Source organism: Pseudoalteromonas sp. AOP7-A1-14 (genome assembly GCF_052376275.1).
GTDB lineage: Bacteria > Pseudomonadota > Gammaproteobacteria > Enterobacterales > Alteromonadaceae > Pseudoalteromonas.
The window spans coordinates 12560-38013 of the sequence record NZ_JBQSVO010000019.1 but is presented as its reverse complement, the minus strand read 5'-3'; the positions used below and the strand labels follow the sequence as shown (position 1 = coordinate 38013).

Genomic DNA, 25454 nt, shown 5'->3' with positions numbered 1-25454 from the left:
AATATTCTCATTTTCAATAATAATTAGGTCTTTATAGTACTGGTATGCTGTTGCAATAGTAGGTCTTTTAGCATCTAAAAATCGTTCTAAAGCTTTATCAAAAAACTTATCATCCCCTTCGATACGCTTGGTTCTGTTTCCCATTTTATGATTTTTATCAGCTAGAGAGGCAATATTCCCGTTACTGTCGATGTATTTTTTACGCCAACGAGCAACAGTCCGCCAATTTGGCCGAATTTCCTCACTCCCTTTAAAAAGTTCATCTAAAATAGGATCTAAATTTCTTTGGGTCCAGCCACGTGAAAGTTTTTTATCTATAGAGCTTATTAGCTTATACCTTTCTAGCGCTTGGCTTTTCAAATCATCTGTAAAGGTATCCAGATCACGCCTGATTAAGTTAGCATCATCTAATTTAACATATTGTGTAGGTGTTTGTGGTTTGAGTGGCGCTACTGATTCATCAAATTCATCGAAAAAATCTGTCATGGTGTAACCCATAATGTTGGGTTATTAGTTAAATCATCACAGCCTAGGTCAGCTTCAATCAACCCTTTATGCATGAGCCCAAATAAAAAGGATCGTGTTTCACCTATTGGTAAACCGACCTGAGAGCTTATATCATTTAGCTTGATTGCTCCAGATTTATGAATAAAACTAAGTAGCTCGTTTTGAATACCACTAACACCATAAATACCGGAATAACGGTGTAATAGTTTTAAGTTACTTAATATTGGATCTACCCTAATTTGCCTATCAGTTACTAGAACAAGGTCAATTCCCATTTTTAATGATGCATCTCGTCTAGCAGCAAATTTTGCTCTAAATAGTGGGGAAGCAATTTTAGAATAAGGTTTATATTCGTGGTATTTTTGGGTTTTATTCGTATACGAAATCAGTGCATCAGGTGTGTAAGGTAAGCTTTTACCCATAAACTCATATTTAAAGCCTTCAGGCTGACTCCCAAAACTCTCTATCAAGTCGTTATATTCATGATGAAAACATGCATCAAACTCTAATGTACTTTCACACATGATTACACTACAGACTTTAGTGCTTGCAAATTTGAATACATTTTTATTAGGAGAAGGCTTTCTTAAGTTGCGTATATACATGAGTAATATAACTATTTTTTATTTGCATTGTACACATACCATACAAATAAAAAACAGTTATGTCACACTATGATTTAAAATAAAAATAACCAATTGATATTAAAGAGGTTAATTTTTTATCTCTATTTACATAAGAGATTTTATGTCAAAGTATGGTTTAATTATGTCAAGCTATGGTTGTATTATGTCAAACTATGGTTTCAGCGACACTTTAAGCTAATTCAAGACACGACTAAAAAGTTATTTTTAGACCATCGCCGCTTTAACATACACATCAAAACGGTTCTTTTTGGTTTTAATTTGCATGCTGGGGGCTTGCTCATTTAAAAATGGTGCATAATCAGGACGCTTTACGACTACGCGCTTACTAGCAAGAGGATATGCAAAGGCCAGTAAATCATCGGCATCACTGTCACCACCCACCAAGTCTTGAAACACACGCATTTCTTTTTTAACCAGTGCCGATTTTTCGCGATGAGGGAACATCGGGTCTAGGTAAACTACCTCAGGCATACTTTCGCACTGGGCAAGTAAGGTATGGCTTGAACCAAATACTAGGCTCATAGATTCTTTCATCCAAGAGCCAATTTCAGCGTCGCTATAAGCACGCTGTAAACCATCGTAAAGTAACGCAGCAACGACTGGGTGGCGCTCATGCAGAATCACTTTACAGCCTAACGATGCAAGTACAAAACCATCCCTACCCAGCCCAGCTGTGGCATCAAGTACTACCGGCGTTGCGCCTTTATTTAAACCTACAGCTTTAGCTATCGATTGCCCTTTACCACCACCAAACTTACGCCTGTGAGCAGCAGCCCCGGTTACAAAATCAACGGTAATAGCGCCCAACTTTGGCTCGTCGCTTTTGCGTAAACTTAAGCCTAGGTCGTCATAATGAAGTGAAAAGCCAGATGTTTTTTCCGCCCACTGTTCAAGCCCAAAACGTTTTTCTATTTCGTTAAGATAAGGACGTATTTCTTTAAAAGGACTATGAATAACCAAAATAAACTCCGACGATAAACACTCATCGAGTATATCAAGATCACGATGACACTAAAATAACTCAATGCCGGTTTGCAAAGTAATATCGTAGGTGTGTTCTAGTTAGCTGTTTCACACTTACCTACTAAATTGCCAAAAATTAGTGGGCTCTGATTTGTATAACAGAAAGTTGGCCTCTAGGTGAAAACCAAAACGGTATACATAAACGGCAACGATTAGTCGTTGCTGTATCTTTAACTTTTTATTACTAATTTTAGCCTATTCAAATTTGCTAGTTTCACCAATCAAATAAAAAAGCGCCAATTTGGCGCTTTTAATGTAATCATTAACTTTAATTACGCGGCAATACCGCTGTGTTTTAGTAAGGCATCCACTTTCGGTTCACGACCTCGGAAGTTTTTAAACAGTTCCATGGGCTCTTCGCTGCCACCTTTTTCTAAAATGTGTTGCATAAAAGCTTTGCCTGTTTCTGGATTGAAAATACCCTCTTCTTCAAACTTAGAGAACGCATCTGCCGAAAGCACTTCAGCCCATTTATACGAATAATAACCAGCGCTATATCCACCGGCAAAAATATGGCTAAAACCATGCTGAAAGCGGTTAAAGTCAGGTGTTTTAACAACCGATGTTTTAGTGCGTACCGCATCTAATGTCGCTTGAATTTGGCATGCTTCATCTTTTTTATATTCGCTATGAATTTTAAAATCAAACAGTGAAAACTCAAGCTGACGCAGCATTTGCATGCCTGAGTTATAATTTTTAGCCGCCAATAACTTATCAAGTAATTCCTTCGGTAATGGTTCACCCGTTTCAAAGTGCCCAGAAATAAAGCTCAACGCCTCTTCTTCATAACACCAGTTTTCTAAAAACTGACTTGGTAGCTCTACTGCATCCCACGCAACACCATTAATACCGGCAACAGGCGCTGCATCTACTTGGGTAAGCATGTGATGAATACCATGGCCAAACTCATGGAATAACGTCGTTACTTCGTTATGTGTAAACAGTGCTGGTTTATCGCCCACGGCTTTATTAAAGTTACAAACAAGGTAAGCAACCGGCGTTTGTAACTCACCGCTGGCACGCACTTTACGGCCCATGCAATCATCCATCCAAGCTCCACCACGTTTATGATCGCGAGCATATAAGTCTAAATAAAAGCGACCACGTAAGGTGTTGTTATTATCGTAAATTTCAAAAAAGCGCACGTCCTTATGATAAGTATCAATATTGCTTTGCTCTTTTACGTTGATACCAAATAAGCGGCTAACCGTTTCAAATAAACCGCTTAGTACTTTATCTGCGGGGAAATAAGGGCGTAGCACTTCGTCTGAAATAGCATACTTTTCTTGCTTAAGTTTTTCGCCATAATAAGCATAATCCCACGCAGCAAGTTCATCCATGTTGTGCTTATCTTTAGCATAAGCTTGAAGTTCGGCCAACTCTTGCTCAGCCTGTGGCTTAGATTTAGCGGCTAAATCTTCTAAAAATGAGAATACTTGCTGAGGTGATTCAGCCATTTTTGTCGCTAACGACTTTTCTGCATAGCTTGAAAAACCGAGTAACTCGGCAATTTCATGACGCAGCGCTAGCTCTTCGCTCATAATCTCTGAGTTATCAAACTCACCGGCGTTAGGGCCTTTATCAGAAGCGCGCGTAAAAAATGCTGTGTAGGTTTGCTCGCGTAGTTCGCGATTATCGGCATACATCATTATCGGTAGGTAAGACGGAAAATCTAAAGTAAATACAAAGCCATCTAACTCTTTACTTTTAGCTGTATCAGCAGCTAGTGCTTTAGCTGATTCAGGTAAGCCTGCCAATTCACTTTCATCGGTAATATGCTTGTGCCAAGCAAGCGTGGCATCCATTACGTTATTACCAAATTTTGAAGCAAGCTCAGATAAACGAGCGCTTATCTCACCATAACGCTTTTGCTGCGTAGGCTCTAGGGCAATACCCGATAATTCAAAGTCGCGCAGCGCATTAGTAATGCTTTTTTGTTGTACGGTGGTTAACGTTTTAAATTCATCACTTTTATAAAGTGTATTGTAAGCGTCGTATAAACCTTGGTGCTGACCAACAAATGTTGAGTATTCAGAGATAAGCGGTAAGCACTGCTCATAGGCTTCACGTAGCTCGTCGCTATTTACCACTGAGTTCATGTGTGAAACCGGTGAAAATAATCGCGATAATTTATCGTCAACTTCTTCAAGTGGTAACACAAGGTCTTGCCAAGTGTAAGATTGCTTAGCAAGTACTTCGTCAATTTTTGTACGGCAATCAGCAATGCCCGCTTTTAACGCTGGTACTACATGCTCAGGCTTTATTTTTGAAAACGGCGGCAAGCCTTCTAAACCAATTAATGGGTTATTTACTGAGTCGGTCATTATTGCTCTCAAATTTATGCGAATATGATTTTAAAGTTGGGGCGAATTGATGAAATACAAGGGGCTTCTCAGCGGTCTTGCTTATGTTATTATCAAGAAAATACCTTTAAATAAACTTAAGGACAGAAAATGGCTCAGCATTTTGATTATATTGCAATTGGCGGTGGTAGTGGCGGTATAGGTTCAGCTAATCGTGCTGCAATGCGTGGCGCTAACGTTGCACTTATTGAAGCAAAGCATATGGGCGGCACCTGCGTTAATGTTGGTTGCGTACCAAAAAAAGTTATGTGGCATGGCGCCCAAGTAGCTGAAGCAATTAATCTTTACGCTCCTGATTACGGTTTTAACGTTGAGGTTAAAGACTTTAATTGGGGCAAACTTGTCGAAAGTCGTGAAGCGTATATCAGCCGTATTCATAAAGGCTATGACAATGGCCTTGCTAAAAATGGCGTGACGGTTATTAAAGGCTTTGCAAAGTTTATTGACAGCAAAACAGTCGAAGTTGACGGCGAACAATACACCGCCGATCATATTTTAGTCGCTGTAGGTGGTCGCCCGACTATTCCAAACTTACCAGGTGCAGAGCACGGTATTGATTCAAATGGTTTCTTTGAGTTAAAAGAGCAACCGAAGCGGGTTGCAGTTGTTGGCGCAGGTTATATTGCGGTTGAGATTGCCGGTGTACTACATAGCCTTGGCACAGAAACACATTTATTTGTTCGAAAAAATAAACCTCTGCGTACTTTTGACCCATACATTATCGACTCCCTTGTCGATATAATGGCTAAAGAAGGCCCAACTCTGCATACCGAGTGCTCACCTAAAGAAGTAATTAAAGAAAGTGATGGCAGTTTAACCATTCACTTTGAAAACGGTTATAGCCAAAACGTTGACCAAGTTATTTGGGCAATTGGCCGCACACCAACCACTGATAAAATTAATCTTGCTGCAGCAGGCGTTGAAGTTAACGAGGCAGGTTATGTCAAAGTTGATGAATATCAAAACACCACGGCTAAAAACGTTTATGCAGTGGGTGATATTATCGAAGACGGTATTGAGCTAACCCCAGTTGCGATTAAAGCGGGTCGTACTTTATCAGAGCGCTTATTTAATAAAGACTTACCTGATAATTTAAAAATGGATTATAACCTGGTGCCTACCGTGGTATTTAGTCACCCGCCTATTGGTACAATTGGCTTAACCGAACAAGAAGCAATTTCGCAGTACGGTAAAGAGAACGTCAAGGTGTATAAATCAAGCTTTGCAGCTATGTACACTGCCGTTACACAGCATCGCCAAGCATGTAACATGATGCTCGTGTGTACAGGTGATGAGGAAAAAGTGGTGGGCTTACACGGCCTTGGTTTTACTGTTGATGAAATGATTCAGGGTTTTGCTGTTGCCATGAGAATGGGCGCGACTAAAGCTGATTTTGACTCAACTGTTGCCTTGCACCCAACAGGCGCAGAAGAATTTGTTACTATGTAAATTTTTCTCTGGAAAAGTGAAACTTTACATTTGCTAACTCTGGAAAACGAACTAAGCTGACCAATTAACGTACAATTATTGGTCAGCTTTTTATGCTCACAATAGTTCAATCAGATGATTTTAAAACTGAGATCCAAACTCCTTTTTGCAAAACAAAATCAAGCATTCAGCTAAAAGGCTTTCCTACCTTTTATGAAGATGGTGAATACGTCATGCCAATAAACCTTTGGATGAATCACCTCGTTAACGTTAAGCGCGCGAAAAACATTAATTCAAACGTTCGTGCCATAAGTCGATATTGGCGCTTTTTAAAAAGCCATGAACTCTCTTGGAAAGACTTTCCAACTATCAAATCAAATAAGCCCACATATATTTTCCGAAACCAAGATCTTTTGGCCTCAGTGAAAGCCGGTGAGCTTAATAGTTCAACAGCAGCTGTATATATGAACCATATAATTAAATTCTACGAGTGGGCATATTACGAGAGGTTAATTAACTTCTCTAAGGAAAATAAACCATTTGAAGTAGAGTTTGTTAGCATCAAAACGACTGGGATGCTTGCGCATATCAATCGTAATTATGTTGTTAGAAGTTCAGACTTGAGGATCCGAGTGCCAAAGCGAACACCAGAACAAAGCTTGAATCCTCTTACAGAAGATGAAGTAAAATTATATTCGCGAGCACTCAAAGAACAGTCAATTGAGTTCCAAATACATCAACTATTACAACTCATGTGCGGCCTTCGTATAGAAGAAGCCTGTACCTTCCCTGCTAAACTAGTGAAAAGATGTGACCCGAATAAATATCATATTCAAGTTAGCATAGGACCTCATAACGGTGTACTCACTAAATTTGGCTCAGTCAGAACCATTGAAATTCCAACACTATTAATGAACAGGATGTATCGCTACTTGATTAGTGAACGTCGCCTAAAAAGAGAAGCAAAAGCCGATGAGCCTATTGCTGAATTACTCATCACCAATCGAGGTAAACCATATACTACCAATGCAATACAGCGTCACTTTAGTTTAACTCGTAATTACATACGCAATGAGCTAAATACCCACTTTCAGCATAGAACTCATGATTTACGTGCAACTTACGGTACATTTCGCCTTGCGTCCCTTTTAGACGAAAAAGTTGGCTTGTCACCATTCGATGCTATGTCATTAATCATGGGGTGGATGGGACATAAAGATGAGAAAACAACTTGGCGATACCTGAACTTTATAAACCGAAGCAAGGCATCGATACGTGCAGTTTGCTTTTTAGATCAAGTTATGGAGTCAGTTATCAATGAGCATGAGGATCTCTCGTGATTAACAAATCAAATTTAAATATCGACCTTAAACTTAAATTAAATATTTATGGTGATCAATTTGTATACCCTGACTTTCAAAGATTTAAATACAAAGGAGTGCCTAAACTTTTTGAAATGCGCCGGGGTACTTTACTTAGCCGAGATAACCAAGTTATTAAGTGGTATCAAGCATTCAAAACTAATACAGAGTATACTGACACAACAATGAATACCCTTTTTAGAACATTTACACGGTATGTGAATATTTGTGACAGTATTCCCGTAAATCCAGATTCAAAAGAGGGTATCAATGCATTTGAAACAGCTCTAGTTCACAGCGTTAGAATTGGCAGCAAAAGTTCAAACACAGCAAAAGGTGAGTTAAGTAGTATAAGAACAATAATGAAGATGCTAGATCACCCTGTTGATGAGTGGTTTTCTAAATTCAAACTATTTCGCAGCCAAATAAATCCAACTCAAGCATACTCAGAATCTGAATTGAAAAAGTTAATTAAAATACTAAAAGAACTATATTTTCAGCTTTCCAAGCAAATTCAAACCTCACCTAAAGAATACATTCAAGCAAGGAGAAGCGACCAATACGCGAGCTTTTCTTTTAATAAAATCGAAGTGCCTGTAAGTGGTGCTATTACCAAGTGTTACTGTGCTGCATATTTCTTACTTGCCTATTACACATGGGCAAACGCTAGTACGATAAGAGATATGGATATTCCCAAAGCTTCACAAAAGAAGGGACAGCAAGGTAAATGGTTTGTGCAAACAGCGTTAAAGAAGAGAGCTAATAAATTTGTTACCATCGAGCTCGGCGATAACCATAGCACAGACATTCCAAAGCATGCGCTAAACTTTATTAATGACCTGATCACCCTTACACACGTTTTGTTTCCAGATGCCAATAGACTACTTCATCAATGTCTTAACGGGATAAATAAGCCCTTGTGCCCAACGCATATTCGTTCCAATATGAATTGGCTAATTAATATATTCGATTTGACTGATGACAATGGTCAACAACTTAGGCCTGAAGCTAAACGCTTTAGAGCTACAGGTGCATCTAATTACTTAGCGCTCACAGGAAACTCACTCGAAACATCCATGTTGCTCAATAATACACCTGATGTAGTTCGAAAGCACTATAGCAGAGGTAACGAGTCAGAAAATAACGCCCAACTTCAAGCCACAGCTAACACCTTAGAAAATGCAATTAAATGTGGTGATATTAGTAGAGCACGAGAACAAACTCTTGAGCAAATGAATCTAGAAATACTACCCTATGATGAATTCGTAAACCGTTATGCTAAATCTGGAAATGGTCAAAAAACGCCCTTAGGTACAGGATGTAAAGACCCTTTTGACAACCTTGGTGATCGTTTTCGTCGTAAGGCCTCTATCGATAGCGTAGATATGAGTCACCTTGCTTGTGCAGACTTATTGAATTGCTTTTCCTGCCCAAATCAAGTGCTGGTTGAAGAAGTTGATGATATTTGGTGTTTATTGAGTTTTTATGAAGCGTTAGAGGATGCCAAAGAAGATCACCTCAACATGTCACACTTTAAAAACAATTTTGATCGAGTACTAAGAAAAATAAAGCAAGTGCTTTTTAGTATCGACTTAAAAGTGCGTAGGCAAGCTGAGCGGAAGCTACATACCATTGGCCGTCACCCTTTTTGGCCCGATACGCTTAATTTGGTTTTATAAGGAGATGCTATGAAACCGTTACTTGCTGCACCAGAACAAATTATAAAAGAGAATACTGTTTTTGTTGAACAGGCAATACAGTATTTTGAAAATAAGGATTGGGACAATTTAAACAAAATCCCAGTAATGATTGACCAAAATGGTAAAACCATAAGTTACTTTGGCGATAACACATGGGATTTAACACACTATGTAGATGCAAAAATTGTTTCTAAAAAACGCGCTTCATTTACACATTTAACAACCACTTCGCTATTACAAGAACAAAAGTTACTCGCATTCCTTGGTTTATTTGCTGTAGGCACCTTAAGGCAAGGGGCAATGATAAAAACCACAACATTTTTAGAGAGAAATATCAATTTAACCCAAGTATATAAATACATAGAATCCATCAAAGCAGATTCGATTTGTGTCCTTAACCATCCCATACAGTTTTCTAGGTTTTGCGAATATTTAAAGTCACTTAAAATGTGTGGAAGATATATTTCCAAACTCATTGTTGCATTAAATTGGATTCAGGCTATAAGAAACCAAATCCCCATAAAACTATCATTACCTTTAACAACATCAATTACAGAATTAGGCCGTCAGCTAGGATGTCCTACAAAGTTAGAAAGCGAGCAATTTTATGCCATTCCATCACGCTTGATGCAACTCATATACACAAAGGCTATCGAGTATATAGATACTTACTATCCTATTCGAGATACATTATTAGCTATCCATACCGAGCAGCAAGAAAACTATGAAATTGGTAAAGCGGCCGTAGATAACAAAATAAAATCAGGACAATGGAATTGGTTAACATCTGATTCCCCTCACTACAAAGCTGAGATAACTAAAGCTAAACCCCAAACTTCTACCAATATACTTAAAAGCTATATTTCCAACGCCGATACAGAAAAGTTAATTCCTAGTGATATACGAAGATTCAATTGGTTATACTCCCATATTCTTACTTGCTGCTTTATAATCTGTGGTGCCTTTTCAGGCATGAGAAGAAGCGAGATTTATAGCTTACATCCTGATAGTTTCAAAAAGTTAAAACTAAAAGACCAAGTGTTTTATTCACTTCAGTCCTATCATAGTAAAATGACCCCCGCAGTGCCGGAAAAAGCAGAATGGTTGACATCTCCAATAACTGGAAAAGCAATAGAACTAGCATCTTTACTGACACAAAATATGAGAACCCAGCTCATGCTCTCAGATGACCGAGTTGAAAATGCTAGAGCCTCAAGCATCTGGTTAGTTCAACAAATGAAATGCAGAAAGCCAAACATGCTGACAGGTCCACCTTTTGCCCTTCATCATAAGCAGTTAGTAGAAGAGGCTGGCGCCATCGTAAATGAGCAAGATTATGAAGAGTTTAAACTTCTAAATCCAAACCTAAACACACACGCTTACAAGCAAAAGATAGTTATAGGTAAGCCTTGGGCTTTTACAACCCATCAACTCAGACGAACTTTTGCGGTGTTTGGCAAACGTTACAACTTACTATCTGACGTCGCTATTAAGCAGCAATACAAGCACCTGTATTTACCAATGGCACAGTGGTACTCAGAAGGCGGCGTAGCAGCCAAAATAAAACATGTAAAAGTGGATTCAGAACTCAATAATTTACTTCAAGAAGTAGATAGAGAAGTCACTACACAACTATTGCATCAGTGGTATAACTCAGATGACAAGCTATATGGTAAGAAAGGTATAGATGTTGTTAAAGATAGAGAAGATACCGCTGTTAAATACTCATCCTGGGATGCTCTTTATGCTCAAGTATCTGCTGGTAGAATATCTATTGCTGGTACACTTCACTCATACTGCATGGCTGGTTATGAATGCAGAATGGAAAAGGTCGTATCACCAACCAACTGTTTTAACTGCGAGAACGTTGTCATAGACGAAACTAAAGCACAAGCTTGGCAAAAACGACATCAGTGGATTGTTGAGACTATAACTGAAATGGAGCAGCATACTAAACTATCTCAATCGCAGCTAAGCCATTTTATTACGCAATTACGTGCAGCTGAAAAGGTTATGGACTACTTTGAGATAAGCTACACTCCATACAAACCCGAAATTGAGATCAGACAGCTTTGAGTAAGTCAGAGAATACAAGGTTAGAGCTTCTAAGCGCAATTGACAGGATACTTTCTGGCGATACAGTACGTATTGATGCCAAACGAGGTTTAAGTGCCATTGCAGTTGAGGAAGAAGCTAACCTTGGTAATGGCTCAGCTTACTATTACTCAGACGTCATTGAAAAAATTAAACTACTAAAATCAAAAGCTATAACAAAAAAGCAAGCACAGCAAAACTCAGATGTTACTAAGTTACGTGAAAAGCTTGCCAACGAGAAACGGTTAAAAGAAAAATATCGAGCGGAAATAGCCAGCTTAAAAGAGCAAATGGCACAAATGGCTTCTACCCACAATGCCCTAGCGCTTTCAAATCACCAGCACTTAAAAAAGATAAATGATCTTGAGTCAGAGTTATTTTTACTGAAGAAAAATTAATATATCTTCAATTGCTTAAAGCATCGCCTAAAAAATGAAACAAGGTTAAATGAGATGTACCCTGATGAAGTTCAACAATTAAAAAGCCATATAACAAATATTGCAGCTCAACATAATGGGTTAGCACTTACGATACTACAATATCAATATAAAGCGGCTGAACTAACAATGTGGAAAAGGTAAAATAATTATTTAACTGAATAAGTACAATTGTCAAAGGCAAGTTTCAACACATGAGCCGATTATTAGTATAGCTGACATTAAATGAATACTATTTAAATAAATTTAAATAAACATTAAAGCAGGTATTCTGATCGTTTGAACAAACCTTTACATTCCCGCCATTAGCTTCAGCTAAGGCTTTAACTATAGCGAGCCCTAAACCAGCGCCATCACTATGGCGTTGACGAGACTTATCTGATCGATAAAAGCGATCAAATAAATAAGGTAAATGTGCAGAAGGTATTTTCTCACCGGTATTACTCACACAGATACATACTTTTTCAGCAGATGTTATTTCACTACATACCGTAATTGATGACCCCTTCGGTGCATATCTTATAGCATTCGATAACAGGTTTGATAACAATTGACGAAAATGTAGCTTGTCACAATAAAAGCTGATGTTTTCACCTGCTTTATGAAGTATCAGCGATGACTCTTCAGCTAATGCATCAAAATACTCAAACAGCACCTCAATTTCTTCATGGCTGGATAAAATATCTTGGGCTGGTTTAATTAGGCCGTTTTGAGATTTTGCCAGCCAAAGCATGTCGTTAACCATCTTAGTTAGCCGCTCAAGCTCTTCGAGGTTAGAAAATAATAACTCTTGGTACTCTTCGGATTGTCTTTTTTTAGATAGACCAACCTGTGTTTGAGTTATTATATTGGTAAGCGGTGTACGTAGCTCATGAGCAATATCACTGGAAAAATTTGATAGGCGGATAAACTCACCTTGTAACCTGTCTAGCATTGCATTGAAAGATTGCACCATATTAACAAGCTCAATCGGTACTTGGCCTTCATCAAGCCTTACATCCATTTTATTAGTTTGGATATCATGCATTTTCTGGCTTAAACCACGTATTGGGTTGAGTCCTTGATGTATAGCAAACCAAGCCACCAATAAAATGAGTACCGCTGAACCAAACATAATAGCCCAAAGGCTTTGCTGAAATTGATTGAGAAAGTGTAAATGAAAGCTCATATCAATAGCAGCTGTGATCTTATAAAGTTGCTGCTCAGTACTAAAGTCACTCACTAAAGCGCGATAAGTATGTGTGTTTTTTTGCCATTCAACTATGTTGTTTTGGTTAAAACTGTTTGAGGTGGTTACTTTTAAAACAAATTCGCTAAAGTCTGTTGCCGTACTTTTATATATAAGCCTTCCTTGAGCTGTATTAACTTGATAATAAACCCCATGATGACCCGCCACGGCTTGAGATAACGCATTTCTAAGGTTTTTTTCCGACGCGTATGGCTTAGATAAAACGGATTTGACAGACTGTGTGATAACTTTTAATTCACCACTATCTTGTTGTAAAAAATGATGATTTATTGAGCTACTTATAAGCGAAGCGACGAGGGTTAAGCAGCCTATCACTGTCAAAGCAACAAACAATACCACTCGCATTGTTAAAGATAATGGTTTTTCATTAAGGCTCATCAGCTATTACCTCAAGCTTGTAACCCATGCCACGCACAGTGTGTATTAGCTTTACTGGAAAACCATCATCAACTTTACTTCTGAGTCTGCGAATGGCTACATCAATGACATTTGTATCGCTATCAAAGTTCATATCCCAAACTTGAGAAGCGATTAGTGAACGAGGAAGTACTTCACCCTCACGGCGCAGTAATAGTTCAAGTAAACTAAATTCTTTATTGCTTAGGAGTATACGTTGTTCGGCACGAAATACATTCCGCTTTTGAATATTAACTTTTAAATCATAGGCTTGTAAGATGTCTTCGGTTTTATGCGCGTTTCCGCGACGAAGAAGCGTGCGTACCCTTGCTAACACTTCAGAGAATGCAAAGGGCTTTATTAAGTAGTCATCAGCGCCTAATTCAAGCCCTTTTACTCTGTCATCGACACTGTCACGAGCCGATAGAAAAAGAACAGGAACGTCTTTATTCACTTCACGAATAGATTGTAAAATTCGCCAACCAGATACATCTGGCAACATTACATCCAAAATTATGACATCAAATAACTCAGTCATTGCTAAATGATGCCCATCGAGCCCATTACGTGCTAATGAAACTTGAAAACCAGCTTCACTCAGACCTTGCTTTAAGTAATCACCTGTTTTCACTTCATCTTCAACAACTAGTAAGCGCATGCAAAACCTTTATTAAAGTTATAATTATTGTCTGTTATAAGATTATGCCGTATTCACCGTAACAGCAACATGACATCAAGATTACAACTTTGTAATGTTCGCGTCATGTTAAAGACAGGTCTATTTTCTATACTTAATAACTATTCTGCTATGAAGGAGTAAGGAAATGGGATTTAAAAAGTCATCACAACAGGTTAGCACACCACGAAGACGATTTGTTCAAGGCATAATTGCAGGTGGTGTACTTGCTGCTTTTCCGAGCGTGTTACATGCTGCATCATCTTTAGTAGCAGGAACACTAACAGGCACTGTGCCCGAATTAAGCGGCGAAGTCATAGATCTGGTCATAGATGAATCGCCGGTTAACTTTACCGGCGTAGTACGTATGGCGACAACAATTAATGGTTCTATACCCGCTCCAACCTTGCGCTTAAAAGAAGGTGATGATGTTACTATAAGAGTAACAAATAACTTATCAGTACCGAGCTCTATCCATTGGCATGGCATCATTCTACCTTATCAGATGGATGGCGTGCCAGGTATCAGTTTTAAAGGCATTATGCCGGGCGAAACCTTTATTTATAAATTTAAGCTACAGCAAAGCGGTACATATTGGTATCACTCCCACAGTGGTTTTCAAGAAATGACAGGCATGTACGGTGCATTAATTATTGAACCGCGAGAAAACGATATTATTAGTGCAGATAACGAACATGTTATTCAATTATCTGATTGGACTGATGATGACCCTATGGCGCTGTTCCGTAAATTAAAAGTACAGAGTGATGTATTTAACTTCAATCAACCTACTGTTCCAGAGTTTTTCGATGACGTTTCAAGCAGCAGTATTTCAAATGCTCTACAGCGCCGAAAAATGTGGAATCAGATGCGAATGAACCCTACAGACTTAGCTGATTTATCTGCATCAGCAATGACTTTTTTAATGAACGGTAGTACTCCAATGGCAAACTGGCGTGGATTATTTAAAGTCGGTGAAAAGCTTAGGTTAAGGTTTATTAATGGCTCTAGTAATAGCTTTTTTGACGTGCGTATCCCCGAGCTAAAACTGACGGTTGTACAAGCAGATGGGCAAAACGTTGAACCAGTGACAGTTGATGAATTTAGATTCGGCCCTGGTGAAACCTATGACGTGATTGTTGAGCCAAAAAATGATGCGTATACGATTTTTGCTCAAAGCATGGACCGCTCAGGTTACGCAAAAGGAACTTTATCAACGGCACCTAATATTGATGCGCCAATACCTGCTCTGGATCCTGTTGAGTGGTTAACGATGACCGATATGATGGGCAATATGACCCACGGCGGTGAGCATGCTGCAATGGCTGGGATGTCAGGCATGAACTCTAAAAAAATGGATCATAGCGCAATGGGCCACGGTGCAATGGCGATGGATCATAGCAAACATGGTATGTCTGAAAACCCATTGGCGGTTGCCAGCTCTAAAGTGCGTCATGCAAAAACGGAGTATGGAGCCTCAGTTGATATGCGCGTTGATATGCCTAGAACAAATCTTGATGATCCCGGTATTGGTTTACGTAAAAATGGTCGCCGTGTTTTAACACTTGCAGATTTACACTCACTTGAAGGGATCACTAACCAGCAAGAGCCAGAAGCTGAAATTGAGCTGCATTTAACCGGCAACATGGAGCGTTATAGCTGGTCATTTGATGGCTTAGAATTTGGTAAAAGCACGCCAGTGCATATGAAGCATAACCAACGTTTAAGAGTTATTTTACAAAACGATACCATGATGACACACCCTATGCATTTGCATGGTATGTGGAGTGATTTAGAAAACGAGCAAGGTGATGTGCAAGTGCGACGTCATACGATACCTGTTCAACCCGCACAAAGAATCAGCTTCTTAACCACCCCTCACGATGTAGGGCGCTGGGCTTGGCATTGTCATTTATTATTCCATATGGATGCCGGCATGTTTAGAGAGGTAGTCGTATCATGAAACAATTAAAACTATCTAAATCATTAGGTTTATTAATGTTAACTGGGGCTTCATTAATTAGCTTCCCTTTATTAGCGCAAAGTGAAATGGCACAAAAGAGTAGCGCTAAGATGCAACCACAAGGGGGAGATGCACCTAAAGATGCAAGAGACCCTCATGCTTACTCTGCGGGAACAACTTTAACAGAAGGCCCATATGTGCTTGAGGGCAATGAGCGATTAACACTCGCTGATGAGCATCCATTTTACGCATTACTAGGCGATCGTCTTGAATATAACGAGCAAGCAAATGCAGGTGTATTTGACTTACAAGCATGGTACGGCACTACCTTTGATCGATTGGTAGTTAAAACTGAGGGGGATTTCAGCGAAGGAAGCCTTGAGGAAAACCAAACCGATATTTTATGGGGTCACGCCGTATCAGCATATTGGGATACTCAAGCAGGTGTTCGTCTTGATTACAATAAAGAAGGTGAAAATCGGCAATGGTTGGCTTTTGGCTTACAAGGTTTAGCCCCTTACTGGTTTGAACTTGATATGACAGCGTACGTAGGTGAGCGAGGCAGTACCGCATTTACGTTAGAGGCAGAGTACGAACTACTACTCACGCAAAAGTTAATTATACAACCGCGAGCCGAAATTACACTTTATGGCAAAAACGATAAACAAAACGAACTTGGAAGTGGCCTATCAAGCAGCGCGATTGGCTTTAGGGTTCGTTATGAGTTTACACGCCAGTTTGCGCCCTATATTGGCGTTGAATGGAGCAATAAATTTGGCAGTACCGCCGACTATGCCACATCAAGTGGACAAAGTAGCAATAACACCGCATTTGTTGCGGGTATTAAATTTTGGTTTTAATCATTTTAAATAAGAGGTAATTATGAAGTTATTTAATTCTGCAGTAGTTATTTTAGGTTTAGTGCTTACATTTTCCGCATCAGCGCATATATCACTCAAGCAATCAACACCTACGCAAGAAGCCATGTTAATGCAAAGCCCAGAGCAACTTTCGTTAACTTTTGGTGGTGAAGTAAGGCTAGCAAAAGTCATCATCAAAGATGAAAAAAATAAATCAATAAACTTTGATTTCAAACCTAGTTCCACCCCAAGCACAGACTTTAATTGGTCGCTGCCGAGTTTAGCACATGGTACCTACACGGTTAAATGGACAGTACTTGGGGGGGATGGACATAAAATGTCAGATTCGTTTTCTTTTATGGTACATCAAAGTGAGTCAAGTAATATGATGCAAGAACAATCTAATGCCCACAGCAAACACAATCATTAAGTAGCAGCATGATACAAGTAAGTGAATGGTCAGTACTTTTACTATTATTAAAGCTAGCAAGCTATAGTGCTTTGGCCGCACTTGCTGGTACTTTTTTAATTCGTTTTATTATCGCCAGTAATTTATCTGGTCATCACTTTATAAGTTTCTCTCAGTATTTAAAGCGCTGGCAAATTCAATGTGTGGCATTGGGTTTTATTGCTGTCATTTTACAAGTACCAATTGAAGCTGGTGCAATTGCAGAATCTGGTGTAGCGGGAATGCTAGACCCTTTTATGCAAGAGATTGTTTGGCAATCAGTTATAGGAGAACAAGCTCTTTTCAGAGGCGCAGCGCTTTTTGTGGCTATGATTGTTGCACTTAATTGGCGCATTAACATAAAGCACCGTTTTGCAGTGGTTATAAATAATACAGTTATGTTGGTTTTGCTTATATCTATTGCATATAGCTTCACTTTCACAGGTCACAGTGCAAATGAAAATGGGTTAGTAAAAAGCATGTTAACTTTTCACCTTCTTGCAATAGCAAGTTGGGTGGGGTCACTGTGGCCACTATATAAAAGCTGTACCATATTATCTGTTCATGAAGTTAAGAAGGTAATGCACCTGTTTGGGCACTTAGCCATCATCGTTGTATTTGTGCTGCTTATTTCAGGTTTAGCGCTTTTGCTTAATTACCTGCATTCGTTATCAGCGCTGTTCACGTCAAGTTATGGGCAATTAATTTTGCTAAAACTGCTACTAGTGAGCGCGATGCTTATGATGGGGGCTTGGCACAAACTAATTTTAGTTCCGAGAATCACCCAAAAACAGCATGTAGGTACACTAAAACGTTCCATCAGTGTAGAAATGCTGATAGCTGCTTTTGTACTTATTACAACAAGCGTGTTCACCACACTTGTTGGTCCCCCAAATTAATTTAATAAAAAGAGAGCAACATGTTTAATAACTCTGCAAAAATAATCATAACATCGCTATTACTTTTTGGCGCATTGAACTCACTAGCTGTAAGCGCACACAAGAATGAGGAACATGCAAATGAGCGTGTGTTATTTGTTGGTACCGATACCCCAGCTGCGCAAGCAGTAAGCGCCTTTCACCAAGCATTAAATCAAAGTGATCAAAAAAAAGCTCGCTCATTATTAGCTGATAACGTCATTATTTTTGAAGGCGGAGGCGTTGAGCGTTCTGCCGATGAATATGCAAATCACCACATGCTAGCGGATATGAAATACCTCAGTTCGGTTAATAGCAAACTATTAGAACATCAGGTTTATATAAGTGGTGATATCGCTTACTCCATTTCGCGAAGTGAAACGATGGGCAGCTACAAAGGTAAAGCCATTAACACAACGGGTATGGAGTCAATGACTCTAAAAAAGACCCGCAATGGCTGGAAAATCACACATATTCATTGGTCAAATTAAGGAAGTAACATGCGATTAACGTACATAACAACTGCACTTTCAGTGATGTTGGCGGTGTCTATATCAGTAAAAAGTATGGAAAACCCACACAGTGTATTGCCAGTCCAAGAGGCCATAGAAAAAGATAAAACAGAGATTGAGTTGACAGTTTATAAAAGTAAAAACTGTGGGTGCTGTAAAAAATGGATTGAGCATATTAATGAAAGTGGCATTAAAACAAAAGCAATAGATGTTGCTGATATGGGGCTAATTAAAGCTCAATATCAAATAAAGCCAAATATGCGCTCATGCCATAGCGCTGTTTCAGCCGATGGGTATGTTTTTGAAGGGCACGTGCCAGCTAAATATATAAAGCAGTTTTTAGCTGAACAACACCCTCAGAAAACGATCGGGCTGACAGTTCCGGCAATGCCTGTTGGCACGCCAGGTATGGAGATGGGCAATCGTTTTCATAAATATAATATTGAAGTACTTACTCAAGATTCACAGCAACATACTTATAAGCATATCAGCAAATACGCAGTGCAGTTTTAACTCTTATGGCATAGTTATTGAATTAGCCGTAAGTATTAATGCGATGATTAAATATATAGTGGGCTTACGCCTTATAAATTGTAAGTAATACCCCTTAGTATAAATAAAATACAAGTTGAACAACTGAAAAGGAGCCATTGTAATGTCACAGTATTTAAAATTTTTCTTAATGATAGCCACATCAACATTAGTCATGTTTGTACTAATGTATTTGAATAGTTATCAGCTAAGCCATGTGTTTTTTAGTGAAACGCGTACCTATATGGCTATTTATATGGGGGCTGCAATGGCGGTAGTTATGCTGTTGTTTATGCTAAATATGTATAAGGATAAAAAGAAAAACAGCGTAGTTTTAGGGATCAGCATTATTAGCTTTGTAGGCGCATTATTTTTAGTACGTTCGCAAATAACGGTCAACGATCAGTCTTGGATGTCAGCCATGATACCGCATCATTCAATCGCTATACTGACTAGTGATAGAGCTAATATCAAAGACAAGCGCGTCCAAGAGCTTGCAACAAATATTATTGAAGCACAGCGTCGTGAGATTAAAGAGATGCAGTGGTTACTGAACGATATAGAAAAAAATGGCCTAGCAGAAACTCAGGAACAAGCACAATCTAGAGCTGTACCGGATTTTAATGCTAAGTAAAATTTTATAAGAATACGTAAAAGGGAGCTAAACATGAGTAAATCAGCAGAGCTTTATAGAATGGCAACAGATGAGCATATTTGCCCATTTGGCTTAAAGTCAAAAGACCTTCTAGAACGCGAGGGTTATGATGTTAATGATCACTTATTATCTTCTCGTGAACAAACAGATAAATTTAAAGCAAAGCACAACGTAGAGACCACACCACAAACATTTATTGCAGATAAACGTATCGGTGGTTATGACGACTTACGTGATTACTTTGATAAGCCAAAAGCTGGACAGCAAGGTACAACTTACACCCCGGTTATTGTAATCTTCGCGGTCGCATTTTTACTAAGTTTGGCATTTAGTTTTGCAATGGGTCATGGATTAATTTCCATGAAAACCGTGGAGCTATTTGTTGCGTTAACTATGGCTGTGTTGGCAATACAAAAACTTCAAGATTTATTTAGTTTCTCAAATTCATTTATCACTTATGACTTAGTGGCGATGAAAGTAGTGAGGTATGCCTATGTTTACCCATTTTTAGAAGCGTTTGTTGGTATTGGAATGATAGCTGGGTTGCCAGCATATAGTATTGCTCCTATTTCATTATTTATTGGTGGTGTTGGTGCTGTTTCTGTTTTTAAAGCCGTATATATAGATAAGCGCGAACTCAAATGTGCATGTGTAGGCGGTGATAGTAATGTACCGTTAGGCTTTATTTCACTTACAGAAAACCTGTTTATGATCGCTGCTGGGATATGGATGCTTGCCAGGTAGAAGGTAAAGTATTTAATTTAAAAATATAATGAACAGTTTATTTATGGGGGTACCTGACTCAGTCTAAAGTCTGAATTATCTCTTTGAGTCCAGCATCAATCTGTTCTGACACTTCGAAGACCTCACCAACTTCGATTGCTAAATAGCTAAAAGTGTTTTTGACGATAAATAGTTAATTGGCACTGTAAAAACTCACAGTGCCAATTAACAATTAGATTAGAAATCGTTCTTCGATTTTACATCTACAAGCTGACCATTTTTAGCTATTTTGAAATAAACTTGTTCACTATCATTTGATGCTTGGATAATAAAAGTATCATCGCTCTCGTTTACGACAGTAAATGCTTCTGAAGAAATACCTTTCCAAGAATCATTTAGTTTTCCAACCTCAAAACCATAGTCTTTAAAGGCCAATTTCTTTATTGATTTAGCTGCAATACTAATAGCTTGTTGATCGCTAACGTGACCATGATCACTATGTGCTAGAACACCAGTACTCATTAATGAAATACAAACTAATGCTATTGGAATTAATCTATTCATTGTTTTCTCCTATTAAGTTTTAAGTTTATTGTTTTAAGCCAATTACTTTATATTGTCCTTTTACTAAAAGCTGTATAGCTACGGGGTTATCTGAGTTGTTTTTCCAGTACCAGCCATGTGAGCCCCCAAATGGGGCGGTAAAGCTGCCCTTCATTTCGCTTAAATTGGCAATTGCATAGCTTTCGAAGTAACCGGTTGTGTCTCCTGCTGGCTCTCCGTGTAAATCAAAATGTAAAGAAGCGCCATCGGTCATCCATTCGTAGGTCATTTTTTCATATTGTTGCATCTCAAATTTATATTCAACCCCGCGATTTGCAGGGATAGTGACTTCAATTGTTTGAAACTCATCACTGCCCACTTGCAATGAATCTGATGTTTTAAGTGGTTTTTGCGCTGATGCCTGAGCTATTTTAGTAACGCCCAGTTGTTTACCGATCCCGGTTGGATCAATGTTATATTCTGCCGGAAGGATAAATAGCACAAAGGCGATTATCGCAACTAATGAAGCGGTGATACTGGCTTTTATAAGTGTTTTTGAACTAACTGTATGTTGCATATATTTCTCTAAATTAATTAATTATATAGCCGGTTAATTGAAGGCCGACTAGCATTAAGCCGGCACTCATTAACGCACCGTTGATAAATGTTGAAAAACGATGAAATGACGGCCGTTTACGCCACACATTAATGGCAATTAAAATAACTGCGAGCGCTAAAAATTGGCCAAGCTCTACGCCAATATTAAAGGCGATTAGGTTTGTCAGTAATCCATCTTCGGGTAATTGAAACTCTTGTAACTTGGTTGCTAGACCAAAGCCATGAAACAAACCAAAAATAAGCACCGCCATTTTTGTATTTGGCTGCCAATTAAAACAACGCTTAAACCCACCTAAGTTATCAAAGCCCTTATAAATAACTGAAAAACCAATAATAGCGTCAATTAAATAGGCATTAATCTGAATATCGCCAAGCACACCTAATAGTAACGTTGTGCTGTGGCCGATGGTGAACATGGTGACATACAGCAAAACCTCTTTACTGCGATACAAAAAGAAGATAACACCGATTAAAAACAATATATGGTCGTAACCGGTGATCATGTGCTTTGCACCAATATAAATAAATGGCACAAACTGTACGCCTTGGTTTTGCTCTAAAAAAGCGCGAGTGCTGTCATCAACTCCATGGGCCAAGGTCTCAAAGCTAAGAAAAGCCAAAACAAGCACCATAATCATTATGCTAACGTTTATTATTTTAGTTGACATCATGTTGCTCCAACGTTTCACTTTCAGTCAAAATAGACTCCTTTTCATTGTGTAAAAGTCGATACAGTGCGGGGATCACAAATAATGTTAGTAAGGTCGACGAAATAATGCCGCCAATTACCACGGTTGCTAAAGGCCGCTGTACTTCTGAGCCAATCCCTGTATTAAGTGCCATAGGAATAAATCCTAATGAGGCAACCAGTGCTGTAGTTATCACTGGGCGAAGACGTGTTAATGCCCCCTCTGTTATCGCTTGATTAAGCCCCATTCCTGAGCTGCGTAATTCACGAATAAACGATACCATTACCAAGCCGTTTAATATGGCAATGCCGGATAAAGCAATAAAACCGACCGCTGCAGATATTGAAAATGGAATATCACGTAACAGCAGTGCTGCAATTCCACCGGTAAGCGCTAAAGGCACACCGGTAAAAATAATCGCAGCATCTTTAAGTGAGTTTAAAGCTAAAATAAGCAAGCCTATAATCATTAACAATGTAACGGGCACAACCACACTCAAACGCTCAGAGGCCGATTGTAACTTTTGATACGTTCCTCCGTATTCAATCCAATAACCAGCAGGAATAGTGACTTTATCTTCAATAATTGTTTGAATATCTCCAACAAAGCTTCCTAAGTCACGTCCTCGTACATTGGTAGTCACTACAATACGACGTTTAGCATTTTCGCGATTAATTTGACTTGCGCCATTAGTGAGTTTGATTGTTGCTAACTCTTGGAGCGGCACAGCGCGACCATTAGGTAAATTAATAGGTAAGTAACCTATCTCTTGCACATTATTACGCTGCTGCTCTTCTAAACGAACAACAATATTAGAGCGGATATCCCCTTGATAATACTTACCTGCAATAGTCCCTCCTAATGCGGTGGCTAACTGTGACTGAATGTGTGCTTTGCTGATACCAAACTGGCTTAGTTTTTCAGTATTGGGTACAATTTCAAGCATTGGCAACCCGCTTGTTTGCTCTACCATTAAATCGGCAATACCGTCAACATTTCCAATAGCGGATTCAATCTCCTTACCTAACGCAGCAAGTGTTTCAAAGTCATCACCAAACACTTTAATTGCCAGCTCAGCGCGTACACCTGCTAATAATTCATTAAAGCGCATTTGAATTGGTTGTAAAAACTCATAGCGGTTACCTGGAATTGGCTTAACTAAGGCTGCTAACTCTTCAACAATTTGTGCTTTTGACTTATCAGGGTTTGGCCATTGCTCTCGTGGTTTTAGAATAATAAAGTTATCGGCTACGCTAGGGGGTACTGCATCTGTTGCTACATCTGCGGTGCCAATTTTTGCAAATACACGCTCGACTTCAGGCATCTGCGTAATTTTTTCTTCCAACACTTTTTGTAGCTCAATCGCTTGGCTTAATGATGTACCAGGAATACGAAGCGCATGCATGGCAATGTCTCCTTCATCAAGATTTGGTGCAAACTCGCTTCCTAAGCGTGTCGCTTGATAACCAAAGAATGTTACGAGTAAACAAGTTATTAGCACCACAGCCCAGCGGCCTTTTAATGCTAATGAGAGTACCGGCTTATAAATACGACTTAACCCCAGCATAATATGATTAGGTTTTTCTTTAATTGGCTTTTTAAATAATAGGGCGATCATTGCAGGCACAAATGTGATCGAAAGCGCCATTGAACAAAGCAAAGCAATCACAACCGTTAATGCCATTGGATGGAACATTTTTCCTTCAACGCCTTCAAGCGCGAAAATAGGTAAATAAACAACGGTGATGATGAATACACCGAATAAAGCGGGTCGAATAACCTCTCGTGTAGCCGTAAAAACAATGTCTAAACGTGCTTTTAAAGAAAGAGGGGTATCACCTCTCATACTTAAACGACGTAAGCAGTTTTCGACGATAATTATCGTACCATCAACCAATAGACCAAAATCTAATGCCCCTAAACTCATCAAGTTTGCACTGACTCGCGTATGTACCATACCGGTTATTGTCATCAACATTGCAAATGGGATCACTAAAGCCGTTAAAAATGCGGCTCTGAAATTCCCCAGTAATATAAATAATACAACAATAACTAAAATGGCCCCTTCGAGCAGGTTAGTTTGAACAGTATTAAGCGTTTTATCTACCAGTTTAGTTCGGTCATAGACGGCTTTTGCAACTATACCTTCGGGTAAACTGCCATTGATTTCTTTTAACTTTTCACCAACGCCTTGTGCAACTGTGCGACTGTTCTCACCTATTAACATGAACACGGTGCTCATCACCACTTCGCGGCCATTTTGTGTAGCAGCACCAGTACGCAATCCTTTGCCATCACTTATAGTGGCAACATCTTTAATAAACACTGCACTGCCGTCTATGGTTTTGATGGGTAAATTAGTGATTTCAGTTAAACCAGCAACCTGACCTGGGACACGAATTAACCATTGCGCACCGCTTTTTTCAATAAATCCGGTGCCTTGGTTTTGGTTGTTTTGACCAATAGCATCAACAACATCTGCTGAGGTAAGATTATAAGCCAGTAGTTTTTCAGGTTTAAACGCAACGAGAATTTCACGCTCGTAACCACCAATAGGGTTTACTTCAACAACACCTGGTACCCGCATTAATTGAGGGCGAATTGTCCAGTCATGTACTGTTCGTAAATCAATGGGGGTTATATCACTACCGTCGGGATTTTTAGCACCAGGCACAGCATCAACCGTAAACATAAAAATCTCACCTAATCCAGTAGCAATGGGACCAAGCTCAGGTAAAAGGTTTATCGGCAACTCCGAACGTGCACTAGACAACCGCTCATTAACCAACTGACGAGCAAAGTAAACATCGGTATTATCAGCAAAAATAGCAATAACCTGAGATAAACCATAACGAGACACTGAGCGTGTGTTTACAAGTCCTGGTAACCCCGCAAGTGCGTTTTCGAGGGGGAAAGTAACGCGTTGTTCAACCTCTAACGGCGTATAGCCTGGCGCTTCGGTGTTGATCATAACCTGAACATTGGTTATATCAGGTACTGCATCAATAGGCAGTTTAGTAAAATTCCATAAGCCTAATCCTGCAATGGCTAATACCATGACAAGAACGAGGATATTGCGCTTTATAGCAAAGCGTAAAATCGATTCTAACATTA

General features: G+C 39.1%; 22 protein-coding genes and 1 pseudogene. 13 read left to right on the top strand and 10 right to left on the bottom strand.

Annotation, left to right across the window (positions count from 1 at the left end):
• From ACT3RM_RS05360 to prlC, 4 genes and pseudogenes are all read right to left on the bottom strand, one after another.
• A pseudogene (locus ACT3RM_RS05360) lies at positions 1-486 on the bottom strand (transposase); the annotation flags it as partial.
• Positions 483-1031: a TnsA endonuclease N-terminal domain-containing protein gene (locus tag ACT3RM_RS05355; protein ID WP_441994636.1), complete on the bottom strand. Its 549-nt coding sequence runs from the start codon at positions 1029-1031 to the stop codon at positions 483-485. The pseudogene ACT3RM_RS05360 and the gene ACT3RM_RS05355, both read right to left, overlap by 4 nt.
• Positions 1032-1358: 327 nt before the next feature.
• Positions 1359-2114, bottom strand: coding sequence for a class I SAM-dependent methyltransferase (locus tag ACT3RM_RS05350; protein WP_441994635.1), 756 nt, complete (start codon positions 2112-2114; stop codon positions 1359-1361).
• 335 nt (positions 2115-2449) lie between these two features.
• Positions 2450-4501 (bottom strand): oligopeptidase A, encoded by a 2052-nt coding sequence (prlC, locus tag ACT3RM_RS05345; RefSeq protein ID WP_441994634.1) that lies wholly within the window; start codon positions 4499-4501, stop codon positions 2450-2452.
• A 129-nt stretch (positions 4502-4630) separates the two neighbouring features.
• Here prlC and gorA point away from each other — a divergent pair, with 129 nt between their 5' ends.
• The 5 genes from gorA (at position 4631) to ACT3RM_RS05320 (ending at position 11521) form a co-directional block, all read left to right on the top strand.
• The gene (gene gorA, locus ACT3RM_RS05340; RefSeq protein ID WP_441994633.1) at positions 4631-5989 is read left to right on the top strand and encodes a glutathione-disulfide reductase; all 1359 of its coding nucleotides are present in this window, start codon (positions 4631-4633) and stop codon (positions 5987-5989) included.
• A gap of 92 nt (positions 5990-6081) precedes the next feature.
• The gene (locus ACT3RM_RS05335; RefSeq protein ID WP_197182943.1) at positions 6082-7308 is read left to right on the top strand and encodes a tyrosine-type recombinase/integrase; all 1227 of its coding nucleotides are present in this window, start codon (positions 6082-6084) and stop codon (positions 7306-7308) included.
• On the top strand, positions 7305-9008 hold the full coding sequence (locus ACT3RM_RS05330) for a hypothetical protein (protein WP_197182944.1): 1704 nt from the start codon (positions 7305-7307) through the stop codon (positions 9006-9008). Before ACT3RM_RS05335 ends, ACT3RM_RS05330 begins: the two co-directional genes overlap by 4 nt.
• Before the next feature lie 9 nt (positions 9009-9017).
• Positions 9018-11105, top strand: a complete 2088-nt coding sequence (locus ACT3RM_RS05325) for an integrase (RefSeq protein ID WP_441994632.1) — start codon at positions 9018-9020, stop codon at positions 11103-11105.
• Positions 11102-11521, top strand: coding sequence for a hypothetical protein (locus tag ACT3RM_RS05320; protein WP_064668647.1), 420 nt, complete (start codon positions 11102-11104; stop codon positions 11519-11521). The genes ACT3RM_RS05325 and ACT3RM_RS05320 overlap by 4 nt, the downstream gene beginning before the upstream one ends.
• Before the next feature lie 271 nt (positions 11522-11792).
• On the opposite strand, the gene ACT3RM_RS05315 is transcribed toward ACT3RM_RS05320, so the two are convergent.
• Entirely contained in the window at positions 11793-13187 is a 1395-nt protein-coding gene (locus ACT3RM_RS05315) for a heavy metal sensor histidine kinase (RefSeq protein ID WP_024591713.1), read from the bottom strand.
• On the bottom strand, positions 13177-13863 hold the full coding sequence (locus ACT3RM_RS05310) for a heavy metal response regulator transcription factor (RefSeq protein WP_076920469.1): 687 nt from the start codon (positions 13861-13863) through the stop codon (positions 13177-13179). Before ACT3RM_RS05310 ends, ACT3RM_RS05315 begins: the two co-directional genes overlap by 11 nt.
• A gap of 166 nt (positions 13864-14029) precedes the next feature.
• Between ACT3RM_RS05310 and ACT3RM_RS05305 the strand changes: the two genes are divergently transcribed.
• The 8 genes from ACT3RM_RS05305 (at position 14030) to ACT3RM_RS05270 (ending at position 20511) form a co-directional block, all read left to right on the top strand.
• A complete protein-coding gene (locus ACT3RM_RS05305) occupies positions 14030-15844 on the top strand; it encodes a copper resistance system multicopper oxidase (RefSeq protein WP_076920470.1) in 1815 nt (604 codons plus the stop codon).
• Positions 15841-16704, top strand: coding sequence for a copper resistance protein B (locus ACT3RM_RS05300; RefSeq protein ID WP_024606961.1), 864 nt, complete (start codon positions 15841-15843; stop codon positions 16702-16704). Before ACT3RM_RS05305 ends, ACT3RM_RS05300 begins: the two co-directional genes overlap by 4 nt.
• Positions 16705-16726: 22 nt before the next feature.
• On the top strand, positions 16727-17134 hold the full coding sequence (locus tag ACT3RM_RS05295; RefSeq protein WP_024589684.1) for a copper resistance CopC family protein: 408 nt from the start codon (positions 16727-16729) through the stop codon (positions 17132-17134).
• Positions 17135-17145: 11 nt separating this feature from the next.
• Positions 17146-18051, top strand: a complete 906-nt coding sequence (locus ACT3RM_RS05290) for a copper resistance D family protein (RefSeq protein WP_029609993.1) — start codon at positions 17146-17148, stop codon at positions 18049-18051.
• A gap of 20 nt (positions 18052-18071) precedes the next feature.
• A complete protein-coding gene (locus ACT3RM_RS05285; RefSeq protein ID WP_002963268.1) occupies positions 18072-18560 on the top strand; it encodes a YybH family protein in 489 nt (162 codons plus the stop codon).
• A gap of 9 nt (positions 18561-18569) precedes the next feature.
• Positions 18570-19094: a DUF411 domain-containing protein gene (locus ACT3RM_RS05280; RefSeq protein ID WP_016900197.1), complete on the top strand. Its 525-nt coding sequence runs from the start codon at positions 18570-18572 to the stop codon at positions 19092-19094.
• Positions 19095-19236: 142 nt separating this feature from the next.
• Positions 19237-19746, top strand: a complete 510-nt coding sequence (locus ACT3RM_RS05275; RefSeq protein WP_016900198.1) for a DUF305 domain-containing protein — start codon at positions 19237-19239, stop codon at positions 19744-19746.
• Positions 19747-19779: 33 nt separating this feature from the next.
• The gene (locus ACT3RM_RS05270; RefSeq protein WP_076920471.1) at positions 19780-20511 is read left to right on the top strand and encodes a MauE/DoxX family redox-associated membrane protein; all 732 of its coding nucleotides are present in this window, start codon (positions 19780-19782) and stop codon (positions 20509-20511) included.
• A 216-nt stretch (positions 20512-20727) separates the two neighbouring features.
• Here ACT3RM_RS05270 and ACT3RM_RS05265 read toward each other — a convergent pair whose 3' ends face one another.
• Genes ACT3RM_RS05265 through ACT3RM_RS05250 form a run of 4 tightly spaced genes read right to left on the bottom strand, consistent with a single transcriptional unit; the run spans position 20728 to position 25452 of the window.
• Positions 20728-21054, bottom strand: coding sequence for a DUF6488 family protein (locus ACT3RM_RS05265; RefSeq protein ID WP_076920472.1), 327 nt, complete (start codon positions 21052-21054; stop codon positions 20728-20730).
• A gap of 25 nt (positions 21055-21079) precedes the next feature.
• Positions 21080-21610 (bottom strand): hypothetical protein, encoded by a 531-nt coding sequence (locus ACT3RM_RS05260; RefSeq protein ID WP_076920473.1) that lies wholly within the window; start codon positions 21608-21610, stop codon positions 21080-21082.
• Between the two features lie 13 nt (positions 21611-21623).
• Complete coding sequence (locus ACT3RM_RS05255) at positions 21624-22319, bottom strand: HupE/UreJ family protein (protein WP_008467202.1); 696 nt, start codon at positions 22317-22319, stop codon at positions 21624-21626.
• Positions 22309-25452, bottom strand: a complete 3144-nt coding sequence (locus tag ACT3RM_RS05250; protein WP_008467199.1) for an efflux RND transporter permease subunit — start codon at positions 25450-25452, stop codon at positions 22309-22311. The genes ACT3RM_RS05255 and ACT3RM_RS05250 overlap by 11 nt, the downstream gene beginning before the upstream one ends.
• Between the last annotated feature and the right edge of the window lie 2 nt (positions 25453-25454).

What these genes read in the sequence shown, in the direction of transcription:
- ACT3RM_RS05355 (WP_441994636.1), bottom strand. Translation starts at nt 1,031, where the DNA reads ATGTGTGAAAGTACATTAGAGTTTGATGCATGTTTTCATCATGAATAT.
- prlC (WP_441994634.1), bottom strand. Translation starts at nt 4,501, where the DNA reads ATGACCGACTCAGTAAATAACCCATTAATTGGTTTAGAAGGCTTGCCG.
- gorA (WP_441994633.1), top strand. Translation starts at nt 4,631, where the DNA reads ATGGCTCAGCATTTTGATTATATTGCAATTGGCGGTGGTAGTGGCGGT.
- ACT3RM_RS05335 (WP_197182943.1), top strand. Translation starts at nt 6,082, where the DNA reads ATGCTCACAATAGTTCAATCAGATGATTTTAAAACTGAGATCCAAACT.
- ACT3RM_RS05325 (WP_441994632.1), top strand. Translation starts at nt 9,018, where the DNA reads ATGAAACCGTTACTTGCTGCACCAGAACAAATTATAAAAGAGAATACT.
- ACT3RM_RS05315 (WP_024591713.1), bottom strand. Translation starts at nt 13,187, where the DNA reads ATGAGCCTTAATGAAAAACCATTATCTTTAACAATGCGAGTGGTATTG.
- ACT3RM_RS05310 (WP_076920469.1), bottom strand. Translation starts at nt 13,863, where the DNA reads ATGCGCTTACTAGTTGTTGAAGATGAAGTGAAAACAGGTGATTACTTA.
- ACT3RM_RS05305 (WP_076920470.1), top strand. Translation starts at nt 14,030, where the DNA reads ATGGGATTTAAAAAGTCATCACAACAGGTTAGCACACCACGAAGACGA.
- ACT3RM_RS05300 (WP_024606961.1), top strand. Translation starts at nt 15,841, where the DNA reads ATGAAACAATTAAAACTATCTAAATCATTAGGTTTATTAATGTTAACT.
- ACT3RM_RS05295 (WP_024589684.1), top strand. Translation starts at nt 16,727, where the DNA reads ATGAAGTTATTTAATTCTGCAGTAGTTATTTTAGGTTTAGTGCTTACA.
- ACT3RM_RS05285 (WP_002963268.1), top strand. Translation starts at nt 18,072, where the DNA reads ATGTTTAATAACTCTGCAAAAATAATCATAACATCGCTATTACTTTTT.
- ACT3RM_RS05280 (WP_016900197.1), top strand. Translation starts at nt 18,570, where the DNA reads ATGCGATTAACGTACATAACAACTGCACTTTCAGTGATGTTGGCGGTG.
- ACT3RM_RS05275 (WP_016900198.1), top strand. Translation starts at nt 19,237, where the DNA reads ATGTCACAGTATTTAAAATTTTTCTTAATGATAGCCACATCAACATTA.
- ACT3RM_RS05270 (WP_076920471.1), top strand. Translation starts at nt 19,780, where the DNA reads ATGAGTAAATCAGCAGAGCTTTATAGAATGGCAACAGATGAGCATATT.
- ACT3RM_RS05265 (WP_076920472.1), bottom strand. Translation starts at nt 21,054, where the DNA reads ATGAATAGATTAATTCCAATAGCATTAGTTTGTATTTCATTAATGAGT.
- ACT3RM_RS05260 (WP_076920473.1), bottom strand. Translation starts at nt 21,610, where the DNA reads ATGCAACATACAGTTAGTTCAAAAACACTTATAAAAGCCAGTATCACC.
- ACT3RM_RS05255 (WP_008467202.1), bottom strand. Translation starts at nt 22,319, where the DNA reads ATGTCAACTAAAATAATAAACGTTAGCATAATGATTATGGTGCTTGTT.
- ACT3RM_RS05250 (WP_008467199.1), bottom strand. Translation starts at nt 25,452, where the DNA reads ATGTTAGAATCGATTTTACGCTTTGCTATAAAGCGCAATATCCTCGTT.